This window comes from Gordonia sp. SID5947 (genome assembly GCF_009862785.1).
Classification (GTDB): domain Bacteria; phylum Actinomycetota; class Actinomycetes; order Mycobacteriales; family Mycobacteriaceae; genus Gordonia.
The window spans coordinates 341,480-361,084 of record NZ_WWHU01000001.1; the positions used below are offsets into that span (position 1 = coordinate 341,480).

Consider the following 19,605-nt stretch of genomic DNA (forward strand, 5'->3'; position numbering starts at 1 on the left):
CCTGTGGTGTCGGGGTGGTGTTTCAGTAGCGACCGAAGGCGAGCGCGACGTTGTGCCCACCGAATCCGAACGAGTTGTTCAACGCGTAATCGATCTGCCCGTAACGGGCTTCACCGTGGACGACGTCGACGTCGCACTCAGGATCCTGGTTCTGCAGGTTGAGCGTGGGAGGGATGACCCCTTCCTCGACGCTCTTGATGGTGAGCACGGACTCCAGCGCCCCGACTGCGCCGATGGAGTGACCGAGCGCCGACTTGGGCGCATAGACCGCGGCATGCTGACCGACTGCCGCGTTGATGCCCGCCGCCTCGGCCGTGTCGCCGATGGGAGTCGACGTCGCGTGCGCGTTGATGTGACTGATGTCGGCCTTGGTGAGGCCGGCCGTCTGGATCGCGCGGGTCATCGCGCGGGCGTTCCCCTGACCACTGGGATCCGGTGCCACCAGATGGAATCCATCCGAAGTGATACCGGCGCCGAGCAGGCGGGCGTGGATGTGTGCACCACGTGCCCTGGCATGCTCTTCACGCTCGAGGATCATCATCGCCGCGCCCTCGCCGAACACGAAGCCGTCGCGATCTTTGTCGAACGGACGTGAGGCACCCGCAGGATCCTCGTTGCGCGTGCTCATCGCACGCATCATCGAGAATGCCGCGATCGGAATCGCGTCGATGTGACCCTCCACGCCGCCGGTGACCACCATGTCGGCGTCACCCATGACGATGTGGCGCCAGGCATGTGCGATCGCCTCAGCACCCGACGAGCACGCCGAGACCGGGGTGATGACCCCGGCGCGTGCACCGATGTTGAGACCGGTGACCGCAGCCGGACCGTTCGGCATCGCCATCGACACGGCGAGCGGCGAGACCTTGCGGTAGTTGCCCGACTGCTCGATCGCCTTGACGGCGTCGACCATGGCGTCGCCGCCGCCCTGACCGGTGCCGAGCACGACGGCCAGACGGTCCGGATCGACCTCCGGCTCGCCGGCCTGGGCCCACAGGCGCTTGCTCATCACATGTGCGATGCGCTCGACGTAGGCCATCCGACGTGCTTCGACGCGCGTCACTTCCTCGGCCGGATCCTTGACCAGACGGCCACCGATACGGCACGGGAGGTCGCCGTACTTGGTGACGAAGTCATCGGTCAGTTCACGGATGCCCGACTCACCCGCCACCAGCTTCTTCCACGTGGTGTCGAGATCTTCGCCCAGCGAGGTGGTGGCCACCATGGAGGTGACCACCACGCTCGGGAAGTTCCCGCCCAGCGTTGAGTATTCGCGGAGGGATGGGGAGCTCACGAGTTCTTGTCTGCCTCGACCTTGGCCTGGATGGCAGCGGCAGCCTCGGGGTTCTCCGTCTCGAGCTTCTGGATGTAGGCGACAGCGTCGCCCACGGTGCGGAGGCCGGCGAGATCCTCGTCCGGGATCTTCACGCCGTACTTGTCCTCGGTCTGCACGGCGATCTCCACCATCGACAGCGAGTCGATGTCGAGGTCGTCGACGAACGACTTCTCCATCGTCACCTCGGACGGCTCGATGCCGGTGACTTCCTCGATGATCTCGGCGATGCCGGCGATGAGTTCTTCCTGGGTGGCAGCCACGGTGTGGTTCCCTTCTTCTTTTGCTCTTCGATGTTCTCCGGAGCACTCACGGGCGTCCCGCCCATGAGTGATTGGACAACCGGTGATCCGGTCTTCCGGGGGTCACGGCCTCTCGCCGTGACCGCTATCCAAGTTCGGTGATGTTGTCGAGGTTGTCGGGCGACTTCAACGCCAGCGTCGGCGTGCCCTTCAACTCTCGCTTGGCGATGCCGACGAGCGTGCCCGCGGGCGGGAGCTCGACGACGGCAGTGGTGCCCTGCTCGCGCATGTACGCCGAGCACAGGTCCCAGCGGACAGGTTTGGTCACCTGTCCCACTAGTCTTGTCAGCGCATCAGCGCCGTTCGTTACAGGTTGGCCGTCAAAATTGGACAACAGCGTCCGATTGGGATCTGCGGGCGTGATCTTCGCCGCGGCCGCGGCGACGGCCTCCTGCGCTGGGGCCATGAATCGCGTGTGGAACGCACCCGCCACTGCGAGCTTACGCGTGCGTGCCTTTTCCGGCGGGTTGGCGATGAGCTCGTCGATCGCGGCGACCGTGCCGGCCGCGACGATCTGGCCGGCGGCGTTGCGATTGGCAGGGATCAGGTCGAGCTCGTCGAGGCGGGCCAGCACGGCTGCTTCGTCACCGCCGAGAACTGCGGCCATCGTGGTCGGCTCGAGCGCGCAGGCCTTGGCCATCTCGGCGCCGCGGATGGCGGCCAGGGACACCGCCTCGTCGCTGCTGATGACGCCGGTGATGGCGGCGGCGGCGAGCTCGCCGACGGAATGACCCGCGACGATGGCATCGGCGGGTAGTTCCGACCGCCTCGCGAGTTCGTCATAGGCGAGCAGTGCGGCGGCGACCACGAGCGGTTGGGTCACCGCGGTGTCGGTGATCTCGTCGGCGGTGGCGGTGGTTCCGAGACGCTCGAGATCCAGGCCGATCAGCTTGGACCACGTCGAGAGTTGGTCGCGGGCACCGGGCAGTTCCAACCACGACGAGAGCATCCCGGGTGTCTGAGAGCCCTGGCCGGGCGCAAGCATCGAAAGCACGTGACCAGAGAACACCGTCCAAGGGGTGTTTGTGGGTGTTGAGCCCCATGAACCTTGTCGCGACCTTTTGTGGGGTTCCCACAAACTTGATCTAACCCATACCTGGTTCGACACCACTTTGAGATCCGTTATGCAAACGTGTCCTAGGGAGGTTGATCAGCGAAAACACGAAATCCGGTCTGTGGCTGGTGTGGTTCATGTGGCCTGTGAGTGCGTTTCGTTTTGGAAGTGTGTCAAACGACCAACAGTCGCCGCGATCCTCAGGACATAGCCATCGCGAGGGTTAGTTGGGTCACGTCCTGTAATTTCTGCAATTTTCTTCAGTCGGTAACGAACCGTATTTGGATGGATATACAGAACACGGGCGCAACTCTCGACAGAGCCACCGGAGTCGAGATATGCCTCGAGTGTCGCGTTGAGGGTGCTGCCGCCTTTCGCCAGTGGTCGGACCAACGTCTCGTTCAGCGCAGCCATCGCGGCCGCGTCGCCGTTGAGCGCGCGTTCCGGGAGCAGCTCGAGGCTGTGCACCGGTCGCGGGGCATTCGGCCAGCCGACAACGGCCGCGATACCGGACATCGCCTCGCCGGCGCTCGCGTGTGCACTGCCCAGATTGGGCATCGTCGGTCCGATCACGACGGGTCCTTCGGCGAAATGAGTGAGCAACTCCGTGACAAAGCGTTCGCCGGGGCGCACCGGCCCACTGACGATCGCGACCAGAAAGGTGCCTTGCACCACGGAGAGTGCTGATCGGTCGAACTGCTTCGCCGTGTTGTGGATGGCCAGCGGTACCGAGACATTCTGCTCGGGCGGCGGAGTTCCCACGATGATCGTCGCTGGTGCATCGGAGTCCCAGTTCAGCGCCGCCGCGCGCGACAAGAGCTGCGGACCGGTGTCGCCGCGGACAACCGCGTCGACGACGAGCGCCTCCAGGCGGGAGTCCCACGCGCCGCGCGACTCCGCGGCCGACGCATAGATGGATGCGGCGGCGAACCCGATCTCGCGGCCGTACCGCAGCACCGATTCGGTGAGCGCCCGTAGCTGAGCGTCGTTTCGGGCGAGAAGTGGGAGCCATTTCTCGAAGAACTCCATCGCCACGCGCACCATCTCGACGGTCTGCAACAGCGTGATGCGTCGGGCGAGGTCCTGCGGGACCACCTGGAAGGCCTGGACGGTGAACTTGACGTTGCCCTCGGGGTCCTGAATCCACTCGACGAAGTTGACCACCGCGGTCTGGACCACCAATTGCACGCTCGCGCGCTGCGCGGCGTCGAGGTCGGCGAAGTAGGGGAGCTGGTCTTGCATCGAGTGCACGGCTTCGGTGGCCAGTCGTCCGCTGTACTGCTTGACCCGGCGCAGCAGTGTGTCGGGGAGGGCATCGTGGACGGTGGCGGGCGCCGGGACGTGTGCTCCCCGCGCACCGAACACGTCGGCCGACGGCGGCTCCTGGTTCACGCGTGCATCGCTCACCGTCTCAATCTATGCCCATGCTCGATCCATGCCCATGCGTCGGCCGACGATCCGCAGATCGTCGGCCGACGCCGAGTGCTTGCGCGGCAGGCCGGTCAGGCCACGCCCGGATCGCTGGTCTGTTCCGGTGCGGCGGCGACGTCGGTGATCTGATACTTCTCCGCTGCCTCGGCCGCGACCGTGAACGGGATGTGTCCGTCCCGTGCCAGCGCGACCAGCACCGCGACGACGATCGACTCCGCGTCGACATTGAAGAACCGTCGCGCCGCGGGCCGGGTGTCGGAGAAGCCGAAGCCGTCGGTGCCCAACGTGAGGTACGTGCCGGGTACGTAGGCGCGGATCTGCTCCGGGACCCCACGCATGTAGTCGCTCACCGCGACCACCGGACCGGCGACATCGGCCAGGAGTTCGGTCAGGTACGGCCGTGGATGTTCGGCGGCGGGTTCGCGCACGGTGGCGCGGTCGACACGGATGCCGTCGCGCGCGAGTTCACTCCAGGAGGTGACCGAATAGACGTTGGCCCCCACCTTCCACTCCTCGGCGAGGATCTCCGAGGCGCGCAGCGCATCGGGCATGGTCACCCCGGACACCAGGATGCTGGCCGGATACTCCTTGCCCTGCGGGGCGTCGGCGAATCGGTAGATGCCCTTGAGCACTCCCGCGACGTCGAGATTCTCCGGTTGGGCAGGCTGGCTGATCGGCTCGTTGTAGACCGTCAGGTAGTAATAGACGTTCTCCGGCTCCTCGCCGTACATCCGCTCGAGCCCGTCGGCGATGATGTGGCCGAGTTCGAACGCGAATGCCGGGTCGTAGGAGACCACTGCGGGGTTGGTCGAGGCGAGCAGCGGCGAGTGACCGTCGGCGTGCTGGAGTCCTTCACCGGTCAGCGTGGTCCGACCGGCCGTCGCGCCGATGACGAAGCCGCGTGCCATCTGATCGCCTGCCGCCCACAGGCTGTCGCCGGTGCGCTGGAAGCCGAACATCGAATAGAAGATGTAGAGGGGGATCATCGGTTCGTCGTGGGTGGAGTACGACGTGCCGACGGCGGTGAACGACGCCGCGGACCCGGCCTCGTTGATTCCCTCGTGGAGGATCTGGCCCTCCGAGCTCTCCTTGTAGGCGAGCATGAGTTCGGCGTCGACCGAGGTGTAGAGCTGCCCGTTGCGGTTGTAGATCTTCAGGGTGGGGAACCACGAGTCCATCCCGAAGGTACGTGCCTCGTCGGGGATGATCGGCACGATTCGGTGACCGATCTCCTTGTCGCGCAACAGATCCTTGAAGATGCGGACCAGTGCCATCGTGGTCGCGACCTGCTGTTTGCCCGAGCCCTTGCCCGCGGTCTTGAGTGCACGGCTCACGTCGGGCTTGAGGACCTTCGACTTGGTACGACGTGCCGGCAGGAATCCGCCGAGCGACTTTCGGCGATCCAGCATGTACTGGATCTCCGGGGCGTCGTTCCCCGGGTGGTAGTAGGGCGGCAGGTACGGATTCTCCTCGAGCTGCGCATCGGTGATCGGGATGCGCGTGCTGTCGCGGAAGTCCTTGAGGTCGTCGAGGGTCAGTTTCTTCATCTGGTGGGTCGCGTTGCGCCCCTCGAAGTGCTTGCCGAGCGTGTAGCCCTTGATGGTCTTGGCGAGGATCACCGTCGGCTGACCCTTGTGCGCCATCGCTGCCGCATATGCGGCGTGGATCTTGCGGTAATCATGACCACCGCGCTTGAGGTTCCAGATCTCGGCGTCCGACAGATCCTTCACCAGGTCCTTGGTACGCGGATCGCGGTTGAAGAAGTGCTCGCGGACAAACGCACCGTCGTTGGCCTTGTAGGTCTGGTAGTCGCCGTCGTTGGTGGTGTTCATCAGGTTCACCAGCGCGCCGTCCTTGTCGGCGTGCAACAGCGAGTCCCATTCACGACCCCACACGACCTTGATGACGTTCCAGCCCGCACCCCGGAAGAACGACTCCAGCTCCTGGATGATCTTGCCGTTACCGCGTACCGGACCGTCGAGGCGCTGCAGGTTGCAGTTGATGACGAAGGTCAGGTTGTCGAGCCCTTCGGTGGCGGCGAAGCTGGCCAGCCCCCGCGACTCGGGCTCGTCCATCTCGCCGTCGCCGAGATAAGCCCACACATGCTGGTCAGAGGTGTCGACGATGCCGCGGTCGTGGAGGTAGTGGTTGAAACGTGCCTGGTAGATCGCGTTCATCGGACCGAGGCCCATCGAGACCGTGGGGAACTGCCAGAAATCGGGCATCAGGCGCGGGTGCGGATAGGACGGCAGACCGCCGCCTTCGCCGGCATGGCTGTGCTCCTGGCGGAAACCGTCCATGCGCGCTTCGTCGATGCGGCCCTCGAGGAAGGCGCGGGCATAGATGCCGGGCGACGCATGGCCCTGGATGAAGACCTGGTCGCCGCCACCGGGGTGATCGGTGCCGCGGAAGAAATGGTTGAAGCCGACCTCGTAGAGCGCGGCCGACGACGCATAGGTGGAGATGTGCCCGCCTACGCCCACGCCCGGACGTTGGGCCCGGTGCACCATGATCGCCGCGTTCCAGCGGATGAACGCGCGGAAGCGCCGCTCGACATCCTCGTCGCCGGGGAACCAGGGTTCGTTCTCGGTGGGGATGGTGTTGACGTAGTCGGTGGAGGTCAGCGCGGGGATCGCGACGTGCTTCTCGCCGGCACGTTCGAGGAGCCGGAGCATCAGATAGCGGGCGCGAGCCGGACCCGCGTGATCGAGCAGGTCATCGAAGGACTCGAGCCATTCCCCCGTCTCGTCGGGGTCGATGTCGGGCAGGTACGACGCGACACCCTCCCGGATGACGCGGACGCGGTTGCGATCACCTCCGGCGGGACGCTTCGCCGGCGTGGAGCTGTTGCTCTGGGCGGTGGTCGTCGTGCGGTCTGCCTGGTCGGTCACTGTGATGCCTACTCCCTCGGTCGGCCGGATTCACGGTGGTGTCCGGCGTGCGATGACACGGGGCCGCTCCGATGATGTCGGGACTGCGGCTCCCTCCTCTCATCGTGCCCCATGTCACTGCGGATGGCATCGGGTGGTCAACCTTGCTGCCACCCGCCGCGACCTGCGGTAGCGTTCTGGTGTTGGTTACTCGTGGGTCAGGAGCGCAATGCGGGACACCGGCGAAGGCAGCGCCGCGCGCAGGACCGGTCGACGACGACCGGTGGTCAGCGCTGCGACGATGATCTGTGGCGTGGTGCTACTGCTCGCGTCGGCGGCGGGATGCTCGTCGTCGGTGGACGGAAGCGGATCCGCCGCGCCCGGTGAGGTCGCCGCGTACAGCTCCGACGTCGCCGCGGCGCGCGAGTCCGCGGGTCGCGACGACGCGAGTGATCTCTGCCGCGAAGCCCTGTCGTCGATGGCCGTGATGGTGCGTGAATACAACGCGTTCATCCGGCGACTCACCGAAGTCCACACGTACGACGACGTCGGAGACCTCGACGACAAGGCGCGCGCGACCTTGATCGCGGGAGCGGATCTCATCCGACAACAGATCACCGACGCCATCCCGCCCGACGTGGCCGACCCGGTCGACCGCTTCCTCGACTCGACCGGACGACTGGGCGCGGCCATCGGCCAGCGACAGCTCGACGGTCTCAATCCTGTTGCCGCCCAATGGACCCGGGACAAGCAGGCATCGCTGAACGGTTGTTCGGTGTATCTCCCGCTGCCGCCGACGGTCGCTGCCGCCCCGGTGCCGACGTCCGGCACGGGGGAGTCCGGTCCGTCGTCGGAGCCCGCTTCGCCGTCGTCGACGTCGGCGACGCCGTGAGACACATTCGGCCTGCCCCCTGTTCGGGTTGCACTCTGAGCATTTAGGCTGTTCCCTAAGCTGACAGTCGAATTCGCATATCAGGGAGGTCGCACGCGGTGGTAGCCGCCACAGAGTCCAGCAGCGCTGGGGCAACAACGCCCACAAGCTCGGATTCACGTCCGGCATGGTGGTGCAGGAACTGGGTTGGGATGAAGACACCGACGACGCCCTGCGGGCCGACATCGAAGACGTCATCGGCGGTGAGATGGTCGATGAAGATGCAGATGACGTCGTCGACGTCGTCGTGCTCTGGTGGCGTGATGACGACGGTGACCTGGTCGATGCGCTGATGGACGCCATCTCGCCCCTGGCCGACGACGGGTACGTCTGGGTCTTTTCACCGAAGACCGGCACCGACGGTCATGTCGACCCCAGTGAGATCGCCGAATCCGCACCGACGGCCGGCCTGACACAGACCAATGTGATGAGTCTCGGGGAATGGTCGGGGTCGCGGCTGGTACAGCCGAAGACCCGCAAGCGCACATGAGCGACGAGGGCACGGTGCTCCCGACGTCGCCGTTACGAGTGGGAGACACCGCACCCGACTTCGAACTCCGCGACCAGAACAACCAGCGTGTCTCGCTGTCGGCGCTGCGGGTCGACAGCAAGGTGCTTGTGGTGTTCTTCCCGCTGGCGTTCACCGGGACGTGTCAGGGCGAACTCGGTTACATCCGAGATCATCAACCCCAGTTCGATCACGACGGGCTGAGTACCGTCGCGGTGTCGGTGGGGCCGCCTCCGACGCACAAGGTGTGGTCGTCGGCGCAGGGATTCCTGTTCCCGATCCTGTCGGATTTCTGGCCGCACGGTGCGGTCGCCGAGGCGTATGGCGTCTTCAACGAGCGAAATGGTTATGCCAACCGCGGGACCTTCCTGGTCGAGAGTGACGGCACGGTCGCGTTCGCCGACGTGGTGGGTCCGGGTGAGGCGCGCGAGCAGGCGCTCTGGGACAAGGCGCTGCTGGCAGCGCGGTAACCGAGCTGATCGCGACGTCTCACGGCGTCGTGACGGTGACCCGTCCGCGCCGGCGCGCCAGTCGTGCGAGCGGCGGGAAGACCAACCGCTGAAGCCACGCGGGTATGCCGGCGAGGTAGCCGTCCTGCAGTTCCCACAAGGTCGCGAGATCGAGTGGATTGCGGGGGACACCGAACCGGTTGGTTCGGTACTCGGCGTCGAGTCGATGCCAGGTCTCGAACATCTCGCGGTGATGCGCGGGCGGGCTGATCGCATGTTCGACTTCCACATCGCGGCCCAGGGTCCAGAATTCGTGCACGTGCCCCGGGCGGATGGTGAGCTCGTCGTCGGGGCCGAGCTCGGTGACGTTCCGGTCGACCCGGAATCGCATCCGTCCGCGTCGTACGCGGAACACCTCGGTGAGATCCGGATGCCAGTGAGGTCCGGCCATCCGGCCCGGTGAGGGGATCTCGTGGCGCAGTTCGAGGACATCGTGGTCGCCGTCCGCGAACGTGCCGACGATCTCGATGACGTGTCCGTCGCGAAAGGTCAGGATCTTGCCGTCCATAATTACCAAAGCTACCTTGGTAATTATGCCGAAGGAAGATCCGGCGCCGCTGCTCTTGCGACTTCTCGTGGAGGCGAGCCGGGCGTTCGAGGACCGAGTACTCGACGATCTGGCGATGGGAGGGATCCGCCCCGCACACATTTCCGTGTTCCGGTATCTCGGCCCGGAGGGCAGTCGGATCGGTGACCTGGCGGCCGCGGCCGGGATGACCGGACAGGCGATGGGGGAGCTCGTCGGCAAGGTTCGGGAGCTCGGGCTGGTCGAAGTGGTCACCGACCCGAACGACCGCCGCGCGAGGTTGGTGAGACCTACGCCGCACGGCTCCGAGGCGATGAACCGGTATGCCGAACGGGTCCGTGTGGTGGAGGGACGCGTCCGAGCGGAGATCGGTGACGACGGGCTCCGCGACCTGCGCGCCTTGCTGGCGCGCACCGGTCGGATCCTGAGCGAGCGACCGGACTGAACGATCCGACTGTGTGGTCGCGGTGTCGTCCTGGTTTGGGCTCTGGCCCGTGAAGCATTACATTCATGACTTGGTGATCGCCGGTCCCGTCATCGGGATTGGCCCACGCGCGTATAGCTCAGCGGTAGAGCTCTGGTCTTACACACCAGCGGTCAGGGGTTCGAATCCCTTTGCGCGCACCAGTATTGACCCAGTTCAGAGCGTTGACGGGGGAGTGAGGAAAACCCCCGGGTGGCCAGGAAGTGGCCAACGGCTGGCCCACGATCGTCCTAGGTTGTCAGTCGCCCGACGGCACCGGCGGGGCGAAAAGGTCGGCGCCGGCCGCGGCGAGGGAGTCGTCAAAGGCGTGGCCGTAGACCCGTAGCGTCATCGCCGGATCGTGCCCGAGCCATGCCGCGGTCGTCAGCGCGGACTGCCCGCCATCGATCATCTGTGAGGCAACGCTGTGGCGGGCGTCGTGCAGTCGGATCTTTGGTGGCTGCGTCGCCGACGGACGATCCGGACAAGGCGCAGGCGTATACGGATGCTGCTGCCGCAGCATTTGAACAGTTCGTCGCACAACGACAAGCTGTCCATTGGCTCGAGGTCTAGGCAGTGCTCTGTGATAGCGCACAAGTTGGGTACGGCAACCCCATTTCATATGCCGCACAGCCTCACCGAAGCCCGGAACATGTTGCTCACGACCGGGAGAATAAGAGCTATTGACACCGATGACATCAGGATCTTCACCGACCCGTCGCTCTCACCCGGCAGCGCGAAAATCCAGAGGAAACGTGCACTTTTCCGCCGGTACAACAGCTGGGCGTCGACCAAGCGGTTCATCGGCCCGGCTGGGGAGAGCGCGGTCGCTTCCTCCCTGGTCGCATCCGGGGCCATGCAACTACCCAATCAGGGGTCCGAAGTCGCCGAAGTTCTCGGATTCCGGTTTGACGGGCCACTCGACAATGGCGGTTACCTCACCGTGATCGCACCGGACAACCCAGCCGCGTACACCGCTTTGTACTGCCCCATCGAAGTGAAGAACGTCCGTGAATGGATCTACCCTCACAGCTCCCTGCTCCACCAACTGCCCGACAAGGCGGCCCAGCTGCAAGAGCATGTCCCGGACTTCTCCATTCATCCCATCCTCATCTGTCGCCGTTGCCACTACACGACGTTTTTCATGGCAGCCACGCAGCTCGGGTTCAAAGTGATGGAGTTGGAACGGCAGTACCTCGACTCTCGCGCGATTCGCGGTGACAATGGCGACCAGCACCTCAGCGAGCTCCGCGCAGAGTTGGGGATGCTCGATCTGGTGCCCCTCAGCGCGGACGTCGAATCTCAAGGCGACAAGGTCCTGACTAAGTGGTTCAGGACGTCTCTGCCGAAGTTCGCGGCTGATGCTGCCGCCGCGTGGCGTCGCACTGTGCTCGACGAGCGACTGCACGACACGTTTGGCCTGCTGCGCCATGAGCATGAGAAGGACCACGGTGCGCGCAACCATGTGATGGCGGAGCTCCGTCGGCGCGCGGTGGAAACCGGGCTCCAGGGTGGATGGTGAGCGACACCGCGCATACTTACCGAGGATTGGCCGTCCTCGAGGACGCCGGGCCCGGTTCGTTTATCGTGCATGAGATTGCATGCGAGTGGAGGGGGCACGGGCCATGGAACCGGAAGTGAGCGCTGAACCAGACAGGATCAGCGGGCTCGGGTCGCACGTCGGCTCGCTGGGCGAGGAGATCGCGGCTGCCTCGGGTAAGGGTGCGATGGGCGCCGCGGCCGGCCAGGTGTGCGGGAGCGCGACGTCTGCGGTGCTTGGTGTGCTCGATCAGGTGATCGATACCGCGATCCGCCAGTCGTCGCAGACGCTGCGCCCGGTCGGCCCGAAGGTGGTCACTGCCGCCAACGACTACGGCCACACCGAGTCGGCCAATGTCACCGACATCCGCCGCTCCGGCGGCGACCTGGCCACCTGATGCTCACCCGCTCCCAGGTCGCCGCCTGGACCGCGGCGACCGCTGCCGTCGAAGCCCAGCAGTCCTTGACCACGCAGAGTCAGGTCATCGAGTCGTGTTCGAACCGCGCTCAGTCCGGGGTCACCGAGCTCGGCAGTTCGGGTGAATGGTCCGGCGGAGCGTTCCACGCGACCACTGCGGTGCTCGGCGATGCCCACCGGATCAACATCCGCACCGCCGACCTGATCACCGACACCGGCAGCAAGGTGCACTCCGGGCTGATCTCGATGCACTACGCCGCGAAGTCCTTGTGGTAGCAACGATGATCCGTATCAGCATCATTGGCGGCTGGGAACCGCGTGAGCAGTCACTCGACGAGGTCGCGACCGCAACCTCGAGAATGCTCATCGCGATGCCGCCGCTGTCTGGGCATCAGTGGGTCACCCCCATCTATTCCGGCAGCGATCGGTCCGACGATCTGCGACGATTCGCTCCGATCGACCCGGCTGATGTGACCGAAATTGCGTCGCGTGTAGCTGTGTCGACAGCGCAGGTCAAGAACATGAAAAGCCCCGGACAGCTAGTACGGTTCTACCGTCGCGCTGGTGACGACTTCCCGATGACTCTCGACGTGCATGCCGGATACGCCAAGCCACGTAACCGCATCGTCGCCGCGCTGAAGGTCGACGATCCAACGACGGTGGAGACTCAGCGGTTGATCCGCGCCCACATGGCCGCGTTCATCGCCGCATGGAATCCGAGTTGGTTGGAAGCGGGCACTTACGACTTCCAGAAAGCCCAGGGCCATTCGCATGGCCAGGTCATCGTCGGCTGGGACACCTACATCTCCGACCGTGTCGCCTTCGACGACACGGTGATCGACGGGAAGCTCGCGACAGTGCGCGGCGCGGCCGGACGGTACGTCACCCTCGACGGAACACCAGCCGAGCCCAGCCTCGAGCAAGCCCAGCTGGTGCGGAAGGCGCTCCGCTACTGACACCCGCCGGACGGACAGGGTGAGTACCACGTGCCGCATCGTGGTCGTCTTGTTTTCTCACGAAACACTCGTGTCGCTCACCAGCACATTTCACGAAATATCGCGAAGAGTTACACATAAGACAAAACATGTTGCACAGCAACATAACTGGAGACTTACAGGTCGGTGATCGCCTCGCGTAGCTCATCCGGCATCACCAGCTCCGAGCCCATCGAGCAGTGGGGTATCCACATGGCGGCCGAAGGCAAGGCGCGCCGTTCGATTACCGACCGCACTGCAACGCTGCGTCGCGTCGAACGCGACAGCGGCACGACGGCACTGTCCGCGACCACCGGCGACCTCGCCGCCTGGCTTGGCCGTCCTGACCGGGCCCTGGTCGAATCCCTTTGCGCGCACCAGAGTTTGCGCACGAGGGCGTCATTCCTCCGGGCTGAAGGGACGATGTGCTTCCTCGACTTCGAGATGGTGAATACGGATGCGGTCGAGCAAAAGGCGGTCGGCCGACGATGACTCGACCGTGCGTGCCGTTCATCTGAACGCGGCACAGCCCTGCGCCTCACACCGGTGGCGCTGCCCCGATCACCACCGTCGCCGCCATCTCCTCCGATGACGCGACGGCGGTCCCGAGCCCCGCACCCGAGAGCGCCTCGGCGGTCAGACGGGCCTGGACGGCTCCGGACTCGATCAACACGTGCCCTCCCGGACGCAACCACTCGCCGACCACACTCGCCACCCGGTGATGGACGTCGACACCGTCTGGGCCGCCGTCGAGAGTGCGCCGCGGCTCGTGATCGCGAGCCTCGGGTGGCATCATCGCCATCTCCGCGGTGGGCACATACGGCGCATTGACCACGACGACGTCGACGGAGCCCCGCAAGCGATCAGGCAGCGGATCGAACAGGTCCCCGCACCATGTCACGCCGCCGACGGCCGCGAGATTGCCGGCCGCGCATCGCACCGCGACGGGATCGATGTCGGATGCGTGGATCTCGATGTCGGGGACCTCCGTCGCGATCGCCAGACCGATCGCACCGGTGCCGCAGCAGAGGTCCACGACGGTCGAGCCCGGCCGTGTCACGGTGAGCGCCTGCCGGACGAGGAAGGCGGTCCGCTGACGGGGTACGAAGACGCCGGGCTCGACTGCGATCCGCAGACCGCGGAACCTCGCCCAACCGAGAACCACTTCCAGCGGCTCGCCTGCGATACGCCGCATGAGCAGTTCTTCGAGCTCGCCGAGGTCGCGGGCATCCCCGACCAGTAGGTCGGCCTCTTCCTCGGCGAAGACACAGCCGGCGTCTCGAAGGCGGGTCACGGTGCGGGACAGCACCTCTGGGGCACCTCCCTCATCGCGAACCGACGCCGTCGACGGCTCGCCGATAGCGCGCCGCCAGGCGATCGTGGTACCGCGCGGTCTCCCGGCACTCATCGACCAGCTCCGGCGGGCCGAGCACCGTGAAGTCGGCCTCGAAGGCCTGCAGCCAGCGGGCGATGCTCACCAGCGACGTACTGAACAGCACGAGTTCGCAGCCCTGGTCGTCGCCGGCCTCGATGGTGCCCCACGCGGCGTCGACCATGGGTTCCACCACATCCATCGGTGCATGGATACGTACGCGCGCCGATGCTTTCCGGTAGACGGCGCCGAGGCTGCGGGCGAGGTAGCCGGTCGCGCCTCCTTCGGGCAGCTCCCGGGGGTGAAGCGGGGTCCGGTTGGCGTCTTCGGTTCCATCCGGTCGACGCGGAACGATCGCCAGTCCTCGCGCCCGAGATCCCAACCAACCAGATACCACCGCAAACCGCTCCGCACCAGGCGATACGGTTCGACCTCGCGGCGGCTCTCCGCGCCGTCGCCCCGCCGGTAGTCGAATCGCAGGCGTTCGCTGCGATGGCATGCGGTCGCGATCTCGGTGAGCACCGCCCCGATACCGAGATCCGGGTCTCGCGGGGGACCGCCTCCATGGTGAGCGCATCGAGTCGGTGGCGCAGACGTGACGGCATCACCTGCTTCAGTTTGGTGAGCGCTCCCGCCGACGCATCCGCCATGTCGGCGACCGACCCGGTGGTGATCTCGTTGAGTCCGAGAGCGACGGCGAGGACTTCCTGATCGTCGAGGAGGAGGGGCGGCATCTCCGCGCCTGCGCCGAGCCGGTACCCGCCGCCGACGCCGACCGTCGCATCGACCGGGTAACCGAGCTCACGGAGCTTGTCGATGTCGCGTCGGACCGTTCGCGTGGTGATCTCGAGACGTCGGGCGAGGTCTGCACCCGACCAGTCGCGTCTGGTCTGCAGCAAGGTCAGCAGAGCCAACAATCGGGCCGACGTTTCCAACATGAATGCCATCCTGCCGCCTTTTGCGGACAGATGCTGACCTCGATGACGATGCGCTCCGAGATACGTCTAGTCGGGAGCGCCGAGGTTGAGTTCATCCGGATGCGCCCCGACCCGCTCGGCGGTGTCCAGGGTGGCGATCTCTGCCATGTCGTCGTCGTCGAGCTCGAAATCGAGGACGTCGATGTTCTCGGCGATGCGCTCGTCGTGCACCGACTTCGGGATCACGATGACTCCGGACTGCAGGTGCCACCGAATCAGTACCTGGGCAGCCGAGCGGCCGTGGCGCTCGGCGATCCGGGTCACCGTGGGGTCGGTGAGCAGGGTGTTCGGGATCGAATCCGCGCCCCAGCCGGCCCCGCTCCCGCCGAGCGGGCTCCACGCCTCCACGGCGATCCCACGGTCGGCGCAGAACGTGCGGAGTTCGCGCTGGGCCAGCCGAGGATGCAGCTCAACCTGGTCGACCGCCGGCGCCTGGCCGGTCGCATCGATGATCGCGGTCAGGTGGTGGGGCTCGAAGTTGGAGACGCCGATCGATGTGGCCTTCCCGGAATCGCGGATCTCGATCATGGCCCGCCAGGTCTCGATCATGCGGGCGGTGTCCTGGAGCGGCCAATGGATCAGGTAGAGGTTGACGTGGTCGAGACCGAGTCTCTCGAGGCTGGCATCGATCGCCGCATGTGCGCGGTCGGCACCGTGATCGGCGTTCCACAGTTTCGTCGTCACGAATATCTCGGAGCGGTCGACCCCTGATGTCGCGATCCCGCGTCCGACCGCCTCCTCGTTGCCGTAGGCGGCGGCCGTGTCGATGTGGCGGTATCCCGCGGTCCCGATCGCGTAGCCCACCGCGTGTTCGGTGTCCCGCTCGTCGGCCTGCCACACGCCGAGACCGAGTTGGGGGATCAGGGCGCCGGTGGTGAGCTCGATGGTCGGGAGATCTGTACTCATGTCTCCAGGCTAGGCCGGAACCGTCCCGATCACGACGAACCCAGCAGCGGGTGAGTCACGAAGAACTGCCAGATCAGTTGTGTTGCCGATACGGTCCCGCCGACACTGCCGAGGGCGGACGAGCCCATCGGACCCGGCCATCGGTGGGTTCCGCCGCGGATGCGGTAGTGCACGATCGCGTGTCCCGTCGGCGCGCAGTACGGCCAGGAAACGCGGTCGACCACGGAATTCATCGGGATCGTCAGCGCGGTGTCGAGGCAGCGGGCGCGCGCGGTCCACGTTCGCAACCAGGCGGGAGTGGAGAGATAGTGCGCGCGAAATCTGACGCCGCCGCCGTAGTGGATCACGCCGTCGGCGGTGCCGTGGAAGTCGACCAGTGAGACCGGCGGGGCATGGCCACATCCCTGGACGGTGCGCGAGTAGATCGCCGCACTGATCGTCGCGAATGCGGTGAACTCCCGAGGCATCTGGCAGGCCAGCATGGCCACCAGTCCACCGCCGTTGGATCGTCCGACCGCATAGCTGCGACTCCGGTCGATGCAGGTGCCGGTCCGTAACGTGCGAAGGATGGCGCGGGTGAACGCGATGTCGTCGGCCCGCGGGGACGCGTACGGCGCACCTTCCCACGCGGTGCGGTTGTCGGTACCGGGCAGGCCTTCGGGGTACACGAGCAGCGCGGGCAGTGTGGACAGACCGGTATAGCGCTCGAATGTCGCGGCACGCTCGGCACGGCCGTGGAAGGCGATGACCAACGGCATCGGTTGCCGGCCGGTGTAGGTCGTCGGTACGTGAATTCGATACGTACGTCGCACGCCGCCGACGGCGACCGATCGGGTGAGGGTGTCGCCCGCTCTGAGGGAAGCGCACCCGGCCGCGGGACGCGGATCGGCCGGTGCCGCCGAGACCTCGCCCGCCGCCCCGGGAGCCACACCGCGCCCGTCGCGACGATCGACACGACGACGGCGAGGGCACTCCATCCGAGCGCACCACGCCGTCGACGGGCGTGGGGGTTGTGTTGCACCGCATCACTGTAGATGCCGGACCGCTGCCGGGTGGGCCGAGTGCGCACGACGGGCGAAATCCGAGTCGCGGTGCGCACGATCTGACATCCTGAGCGCGTGCCCATCGCCGACAGCCCACCGGCTCGCCGTCCCCGTCTGGCCATGGTGATGACGATGGTGGCCGCCACCGTCGTCGCGGTCGCCTGCCCCGCGGTCCCCGCCGTCGGCGCGCCCGCGACCGGGGCACCGGCCCTCGCGCCGTTGCCCCGTGACTTCGCCTGGGGTGTCGCGTCATCCGGATTCCAGAGCGAGGGGTCCTCACCGGACAGCAATTGGCGTCGCTACGTCGCGTCGGGTGCGACCCACGATCGGGTCGGTACCTCGGTGGACTTCCGGCACCGGTTTCGGGACGACATCCGGCTCGCGAAGGCGCTCGGGGTGAAGGTGTACCGGGTCGGCGTGGAATGGGCGCGGGTCGAGCCCCGCCCCGGGGTGGTCGACCGTCACGAACTCGCCTACTACGACTCGATGATCGCCGCCATCGTCGCCGCGGGGATGCGGCCGATGATCACGCTCGACCACTGGGTGTATCCGGGGTGGGTGGCCGACCGCGGTGGTTGGGCAGATCCCCGGACCCCGACGCTCTGGCTGCGTAACGCGCGCCGAGTGGTCGACCGGTACAGCCGCTATCGCCCGATCTGGATCACCGTCAACGAACCCGCCACGTACGTGATGAACGAACTCAAGACGGGTTCGATCTCGGCGCCCGAGGTCCCGGCGATGGTCGATCGTCTCGTCCGCGTGCACCGTGCGATCTACCGCTACATCCACCGGCGGGATGACGCCGCGATGGTGTCGTCGAACGTGGCCTACATCCCGACGGTCGAACCCGTCCTCGACACCCAGTTCGTCGATCGTGTCGCCGACGCACTCGACTTCATCGGCATCGACTATTACTACTCGATCTCACCCGCGAACACCGGTGCCTGGCACGCCATCACCGATGAGAGCTGGCTGGCGCCCGTGTCGGCCGACGGCCTGTACTACGCCCTGCGGCACTACAGCCGTCGATATCCCACCAAGCCGCTCTACGTGGTCGAATCCGGCATGCCCACCCGCGACGGCACGGCACGCGCGGACGGCTATCGCCGTGGCGATCATCTTCGCGACCTCGTGTACTGGCTCCAGCGGGCCCGAGGAGACGGCATGAACGTTGTCGGGTACAACTATTGGAGTCTGACCGACAACTATGAATGGGGAAGCTACACACCGAGATTCGGACTGTACACGGTGGACGTGATGTCGGACCCGACATTGACCCGGCGACCGACCGATGCGGTGGCCGCCTACCGTCGGATCACCGCCGGCAACGGCGTGCCCAGGAGTTATCGGCCCACCCGGCCGGCCGAGTACTGTTCGCTCGTCGCGGCACCGTCGAGCTGCGTCGAACCTGTTCGCTGATCCACGGACGACGTCAGCCCACATGTCGTCCGATCGACCGAGACCACGAGGAGGCGGCCATGGCTGCCAAGACATCACTGCCCATGACACCCGTTGTCGCCGCGTTGACCGCCGAATGGGCGACGCTCGATGCGTTGGCGACCGGGCTCTCCGACGATCAGTGGGCGGCACCCTCGGTGCTGCCGGGCTGGTCGGTCGCCGACGTCGTCGCACACGTCATCGGCACCGAGAGCATGCTCGCCGGACGTGAGGTCGACGCGCGCCGTGACGTCGCCGCGCTCGAGCACGTCCGTAACCCGATCGGCGAACTCAACGAGCGGTGGCTCGACCATTTCCGCGGTTCGCCGCGAGGTGAGGTGATGGCCGCCTACCGCGACATCATCGCGGTTCGGACGGACATGCTGAGCCGGATGACGCAGGCGGAGTTCGATGACGACTCGTTCACTCCGGCCGGGCCGGACAGCTACGGCAGATTCATGCGAATCCGGGTGTTCGACTGCTGGATGCACGAGATCGACATCCGCGACAGCACCGACGGTTCGGCCCCGGTCGATCCCGTGCCTGCGGAGCTCGCACTGGACGAGATCGCCGCATCGATGCCGTTCGTGGTGGGCAAGCGGGCCGCCACCCCGAAAGGAACGTCGGTGCTGATGCGGATCGGCGGGGTGGTATCGCGATCGATACGCATCGAGGTGGGTGATCGCGCGGCGGCAGTCGACGAGTTCGACGGTGGCGACGGGTCCGCGGACGTGGTGCTCTCCCTCGACGCGCGCGACCTCGCGCGACTGGCGGGCGGACGTCGCACCGCCGACCACGGCCGAGTGGTGATCGACGGTGACCGGGCGCTCGGCACCGCGATCCTGGACAACCTCGACTACGTCATCTGAAACCGGTCGGAGTCGGCACCCGGTCGGTAGAACGGGTGTTCGATTCCGATTCGCTGTCTGGACGCGGAACTTCACGACAGGAAATCCGTTGTCCTCCAGTCGGATGACGGCGAGGCCGAACGCGCAGGTCTGCTTCGCGGTCG

The 19,605-nt window shown here is 66.1% G+C and carries 21 protein-coding genes, 1 tRNA gene and 1 pseudogene; 12 read left to right on the forward strand and 11 right to left on the reverse strand.

All coding sequences use genetic code 11. The features are described 5' to 3' along the window. Positions 1-22 precede the first annotated feature (22 nt). From GTV32_RS01660 to aceE, 5 genes are all read right to left on the reverse strand, one after another. Positions 23-1,294, reverse strand: a complete 1,272-nt coding sequence (locus GTV32_RS01660) for a KasA/KasB family beta-ketoacyl-ACP synthase (protein ID WP_161058676.1) — start codon at positions 1,292-1,294, stop codon at positions 23-25. Then, positions 1,291-1,596: a meromycolate extension acyl carrier protein AcpM gene (acpM, locus tag GTV32_RS01665; protein ID WP_161058677.1), complete on the reverse strand. Its 306-nt coding sequence runs from the start codon at positions 1,594-1,596 to the stop codon at positions 1,291-1,293. Before acpM ends, GTV32_RS01660 begins: the two co-directional genes overlap by 4 nt. A 124-nt stretch (positions 1,597-1,720) precedes the next feature. Further along, positions 1,721-2,629 (reverse strand): ACP S-malonyltransferase, encoded by a 909-nt coding sequence (locus GTV32_RS01670; protein ID WP_161058678.1) that lies wholly within the window; start codon positions 2,627-2,629, stop codon positions 1,721-1,723. Between the two features lie 195 nt (positions 2,630-2,824). After that, the gene (locus tag GTV32_RS01675) at positions 2,825-4,096 is read right to left on the reverse strand and encodes a helix-turn-helix domain-containing protein (RefSeq protein ID WP_161058679.1); all 1,272 of its coding nucleotides are present in this window, start codon (positions 4,094-4,096) and stop codon (positions 2,825-2,827) included. 95 nt (positions 4,097-4,191) lie between these two features. Further along, entirely contained in the window at positions 4,192-7,011 is a 2,820-nt protein-coding gene (gene aceE, locus GTV32_RS01680) for a pyruvate dehydrogenase (acetyl-transferring), homodimeric type (protein WP_161058680.1), read from the reverse strand. Positions 7,012-7,219: 208 nt separating this feature from the next. On the opposite strand from aceE, the gene GTV32_RS01685 reads away from it, so the two are divergent. The 3 genes from GTV32_RS01685 to GTV32_RS01695 all read left to right on the forward strand — a co-directional run bounded on the left by GTV32_RS01685 (position 7,220) and on the right by GTV32_RS01695 (position 8,899). Then, positions 7,220-7,882, forward strand: a complete 663-nt coding sequence (locus GTV32_RS01685; RefSeq protein ID WP_202421545.1) for a hypothetical protein — start codon at positions 7,220-7,222, stop codon at positions 7,880-7,882. Between the two features lie 166 nt (positions 7,883-8,048). Next, entirely contained in the window at positions 8,049-8,411 is a 363-nt protein-coding gene (locus GTV32_RS01690) for a DUF3052 domain-containing protein (RefSeq protein WP_161058681.1), read from the forward strand. Then, positions 8,408-8,899 (forward strand): peroxiredoxin, encoded by a 492-nt coding sequence (locus tag GTV32_RS01695; RefSeq protein ID WP_161058682.1) that lies wholly within the window; start codon positions 8,408-8,410, stop codon positions 8,897-8,899. The genes GTV32_RS01690 and GTV32_RS01695 overlap by 4 nt, the downstream gene beginning before the upstream one ends. Before the next feature lie 19 nt (positions 8,900-8,918). Here GTV32_RS01695 and GTV32_RS01700 read toward each other — a convergent pair whose 3' ends face one another. Beyond that, positions 8,919-9,446 carry a cupin domain-containing protein gene (locus GTV32_RS01700; RefSeq protein WP_161058683.1) on the reverse strand — a complete coding sequence of 176 codons (528 nt, stop codon included), beginning with the start codon at positions 9,444-9,446 and terminating at the stop codon, positions 8,919-8,921. Between the two features lie 25 nt (positions 9,447-9,471). Here GTV32_RS01700 and GTV32_RS01705 point away from each other — a divergent pair, with 25 nt between their 5' ends. Further along, entirely contained in the window at positions 9,472-9,909 is a 438-nt protein-coding gene (locus GTV32_RS01705) for a MarR family winged helix-turn-helix transcriptional regulator (RefSeq protein ID WP_161058684.1), read from the forward strand. Positions 9,910-10,016: 107 nt separating this feature from the next. Then, positions 10,017-10,091, forward strand: a tRNA-Val gene (locus GTV32_RS01710). 95 nt (positions 10,092-10,186) lie between these two features. Here GTV32_RS01710 and GTV32_RS01715 read toward each other — a convergent pair. Further along, the gene (locus tag GTV32_RS01715; protein WP_161058685.1) at positions 10,187-10,450 is read right to left on the reverse strand and encodes a hypothetical protein; all 264 of its coding nucleotides are present in this window, start codon (positions 10,448-10,450) and stop codon (positions 10,187-10,189) included. 129 nt (positions 10,451-10,579) lie between these two features. Here GTV32_RS01715 and GTV32_RS01720 point away from each other — a divergent pair, with 129 nt between their 5' ends. The 5 genes from GTV32_RS01720 (at position 10,580) to GTV32_RS01740 (ending at position 13,350) form a co-directional block, all read left to right on the forward strand. Next, positions 10,580-11,449: a hypothetical protein gene (locus tag GTV32_RS01720; protein WP_161058686.1), complete on the forward strand. Its 870-nt coding sequence runs from the start codon at positions 10,580-10,582 to the stop codon at positions 11,447-11,449. A 115-nt stretch (positions 11,450-11,564) separates the two neighbouring features. Next, complete coding sequence (locus GTV32_RS01725; protein ID WP_161058687.1) at positions 11,565-11,864, forward strand: hypothetical protein; 300 nt, start codon at positions 11,565-11,567, stop codon at positions 11,862-11,864. Further along, positions 11,864-12,160 (forward strand): hypothetical protein, encoded by a 297-nt coding sequence (locus GTV32_RS01730; protein ID WP_161058688.1) that lies wholly within the window; start codon positions 11,864-11,866, stop codon positions 12,158-12,160. Before GTV32_RS01725 ends, GTV32_RS01730 begins: the two co-directional genes overlap by 1 nt. A gap of 5 nt (positions 12,161-12,165) precedes the next feature. Beyond that, a complete protein-coding gene (locus tag GTV32_RS01735) occupies positions 12,166-12,840 on the forward strand; it encodes a hypothetical protein (protein WP_161058689.1) in 675 nt (224 codons plus the stop codon). A 165-nt stretch (positions 12,841-13,005) separates the two neighbouring features. Continuing rightward, positions 13,006-13,350 carry a hypothetical protein gene (locus tag GTV32_RS01740; protein ID WP_161058690.1) on the forward strand — a complete coding sequence of 115 codons (345 nt, stop codon included), beginning with the start codon at positions 13,006-13,008 and terminating at the stop codon, positions 13,348-13,350. A gap of 46 nt (positions 13,351-13,396) precedes the next feature. Here the strand turns inward: GTV32_RS01740 and GTV32_RS01745 are convergent, their stop codons facing one another. From GTV32_RS01745 to GTV32_RS01760, 4 genes and pseudogenes are all read right to left on the reverse strand, one after another. After that, positions 13,397-14,152: a putative protein N(5)-glutamine methyltransferase gene (locus tag GTV32_RS01745; protein WP_343287178.1), complete on the reverse strand. Its 756-nt coding sequence runs from the start codon at positions 14,150-14,152 to the stop codon at positions 13,397-13,399. A gap of 31 nt (positions 14,153-14,183) precedes the next feature. Next, positions 14,184-15,168 (reverse strand): annotated as a pseudogene (locus tag GTV32_RS01750) (YafY family protein). 66 nt (positions 15,169-15,234) lie between these two features. Next, on the reverse strand, positions 15,235-16,113 hold the full coding sequence (locus GTV32_RS01755; protein WP_161058692.1) for an aldo/keto reductase: 879 nt from the start codon (positions 16,111-16,113) through the stop codon (positions 15,235-15,237). Between the two features lie 29 nt (positions 16,114-16,142). Further along, complete coding sequence (locus tag GTV32_RS01760) at positions 16,143-17,090, reverse strand: PHB depolymerase family esterase (RefSeq protein ID WP_237421467.1); 948 nt, start codon at positions 17,088-17,090, stop codon at positions 16,143-16,145. Between the two features lie 141 nt (positions 17,091-17,231). Here GTV32_RS01760 and GTV32_RS01765 point away from each other — a divergent pair, with 141 nt between their 5' ends. After that, positions 17,232-18,575, forward strand: coding sequence for a family 1 glycosylhydrolase (locus tag GTV32_RS01765; RefSeq protein WP_343287179.1), 1,344 nt, complete (start codon positions 17,232-17,234; stop codon positions 18,573-18,575). Between the two features lie 59 nt (positions 18,576-18,634). Continuing rightward, positions 18,635-19,462, forward strand: coding sequence for a maleylpyruvate isomerase family mycothiol-dependent enzyme (locus GTV32_RS01770; RefSeq protein WP_161058693.1), 828 nt, complete (start codon positions 18,635-18,637; stop codon positions 19,460-19,462). Positions 19,463-19,605: the final 143 nt, after the last annotated feature.

Bases quoted from the DNA above. Each gene is read 5' to 3' on its own strand.
- GTV32_RS01755 (WP_161058692.1), bottom strand. From the start codon at position 16,113: ATGAGTACAGATCTCCCGACCATCGAGCTCACCACCGGCGCCCTGATC.
- GTV32_RS01720 (WP_161058686.1), top strand. From the start codon at position 10,580: ATGTTGCTCACGACCGGGAGAATAAGAGCTATTGACACCGATGACATC.
- GTV32_RS01760 (WP_237421467.1), bottom strand. From the start codon at position 17,090: ATGGAGTGCCCTCGCCGTCGTCGTGTCGATCGTCGCGACGGGCGCGGT.
- GTV32_RS01695 (WP_161058682.1), top strand. From the start codon at position 8,408: ATGAGCGACGAGGGCACGGTGCTCCCGACGTCGCCGTTACGAGTGGGA.
- GTV32_RS01730 (WP_161058688.1), top strand. From the start codon at position 11,864: ATGCTCACCCGCTCCCAGGTCGCCGCCTGGACCGCGGCGACCGCTGCC.
- GTV32_RS01685 (WP_202421545.1), top strand. From the start codon at position 7,220: ATGCGGGACACCGGCGAAGGCAGCGCCGCGCGCAGGACCGGTCGACGA.
- GTV32_RS01770 (WP_161058693.1), top strand. From the start codon at position 18,635: ATGGCTGCCAAGACATCACTGCCCATGACACCCGTTGTCGCCGCGTTG.
- GTV32_RS01735 (WP_161058689.1), top strand. From the start codon at position 12,166: ATGATCCGTATCAGCATCATTGGCGGCTGGGAACCGCGTGAGCAGTCA.
- GTV32_RS01715 (WP_161058685.1), bottom strand. From the start codon at position 10,450: ATGCTGCGGCAGCAGCATCCGTATACGCCTGCGCCTTGTCCGGATCGT.
- GTV32_RS01690 (WP_161058681.1), top strand. From the start codon at position 8,049: ATGGTGGTGCAGGAACTGGGTTGGGATGAAGACACCGACGACGCCCTG.
- GTV32_RS01700 (WP_161058683.1), bottom strand. From the start codon at position 9,446: ATGGACGGCAAGATCCTGACCTTTCGCGACGGACACGTCATCGAGATC.
- GTV32_RS01705 (WP_161058684.1), top strand. From the start codon at position 9,472: ATGCCGAAGGAAGATCCGGCGCCGCTGCTCTTGCGACTTCTCGTGGAG.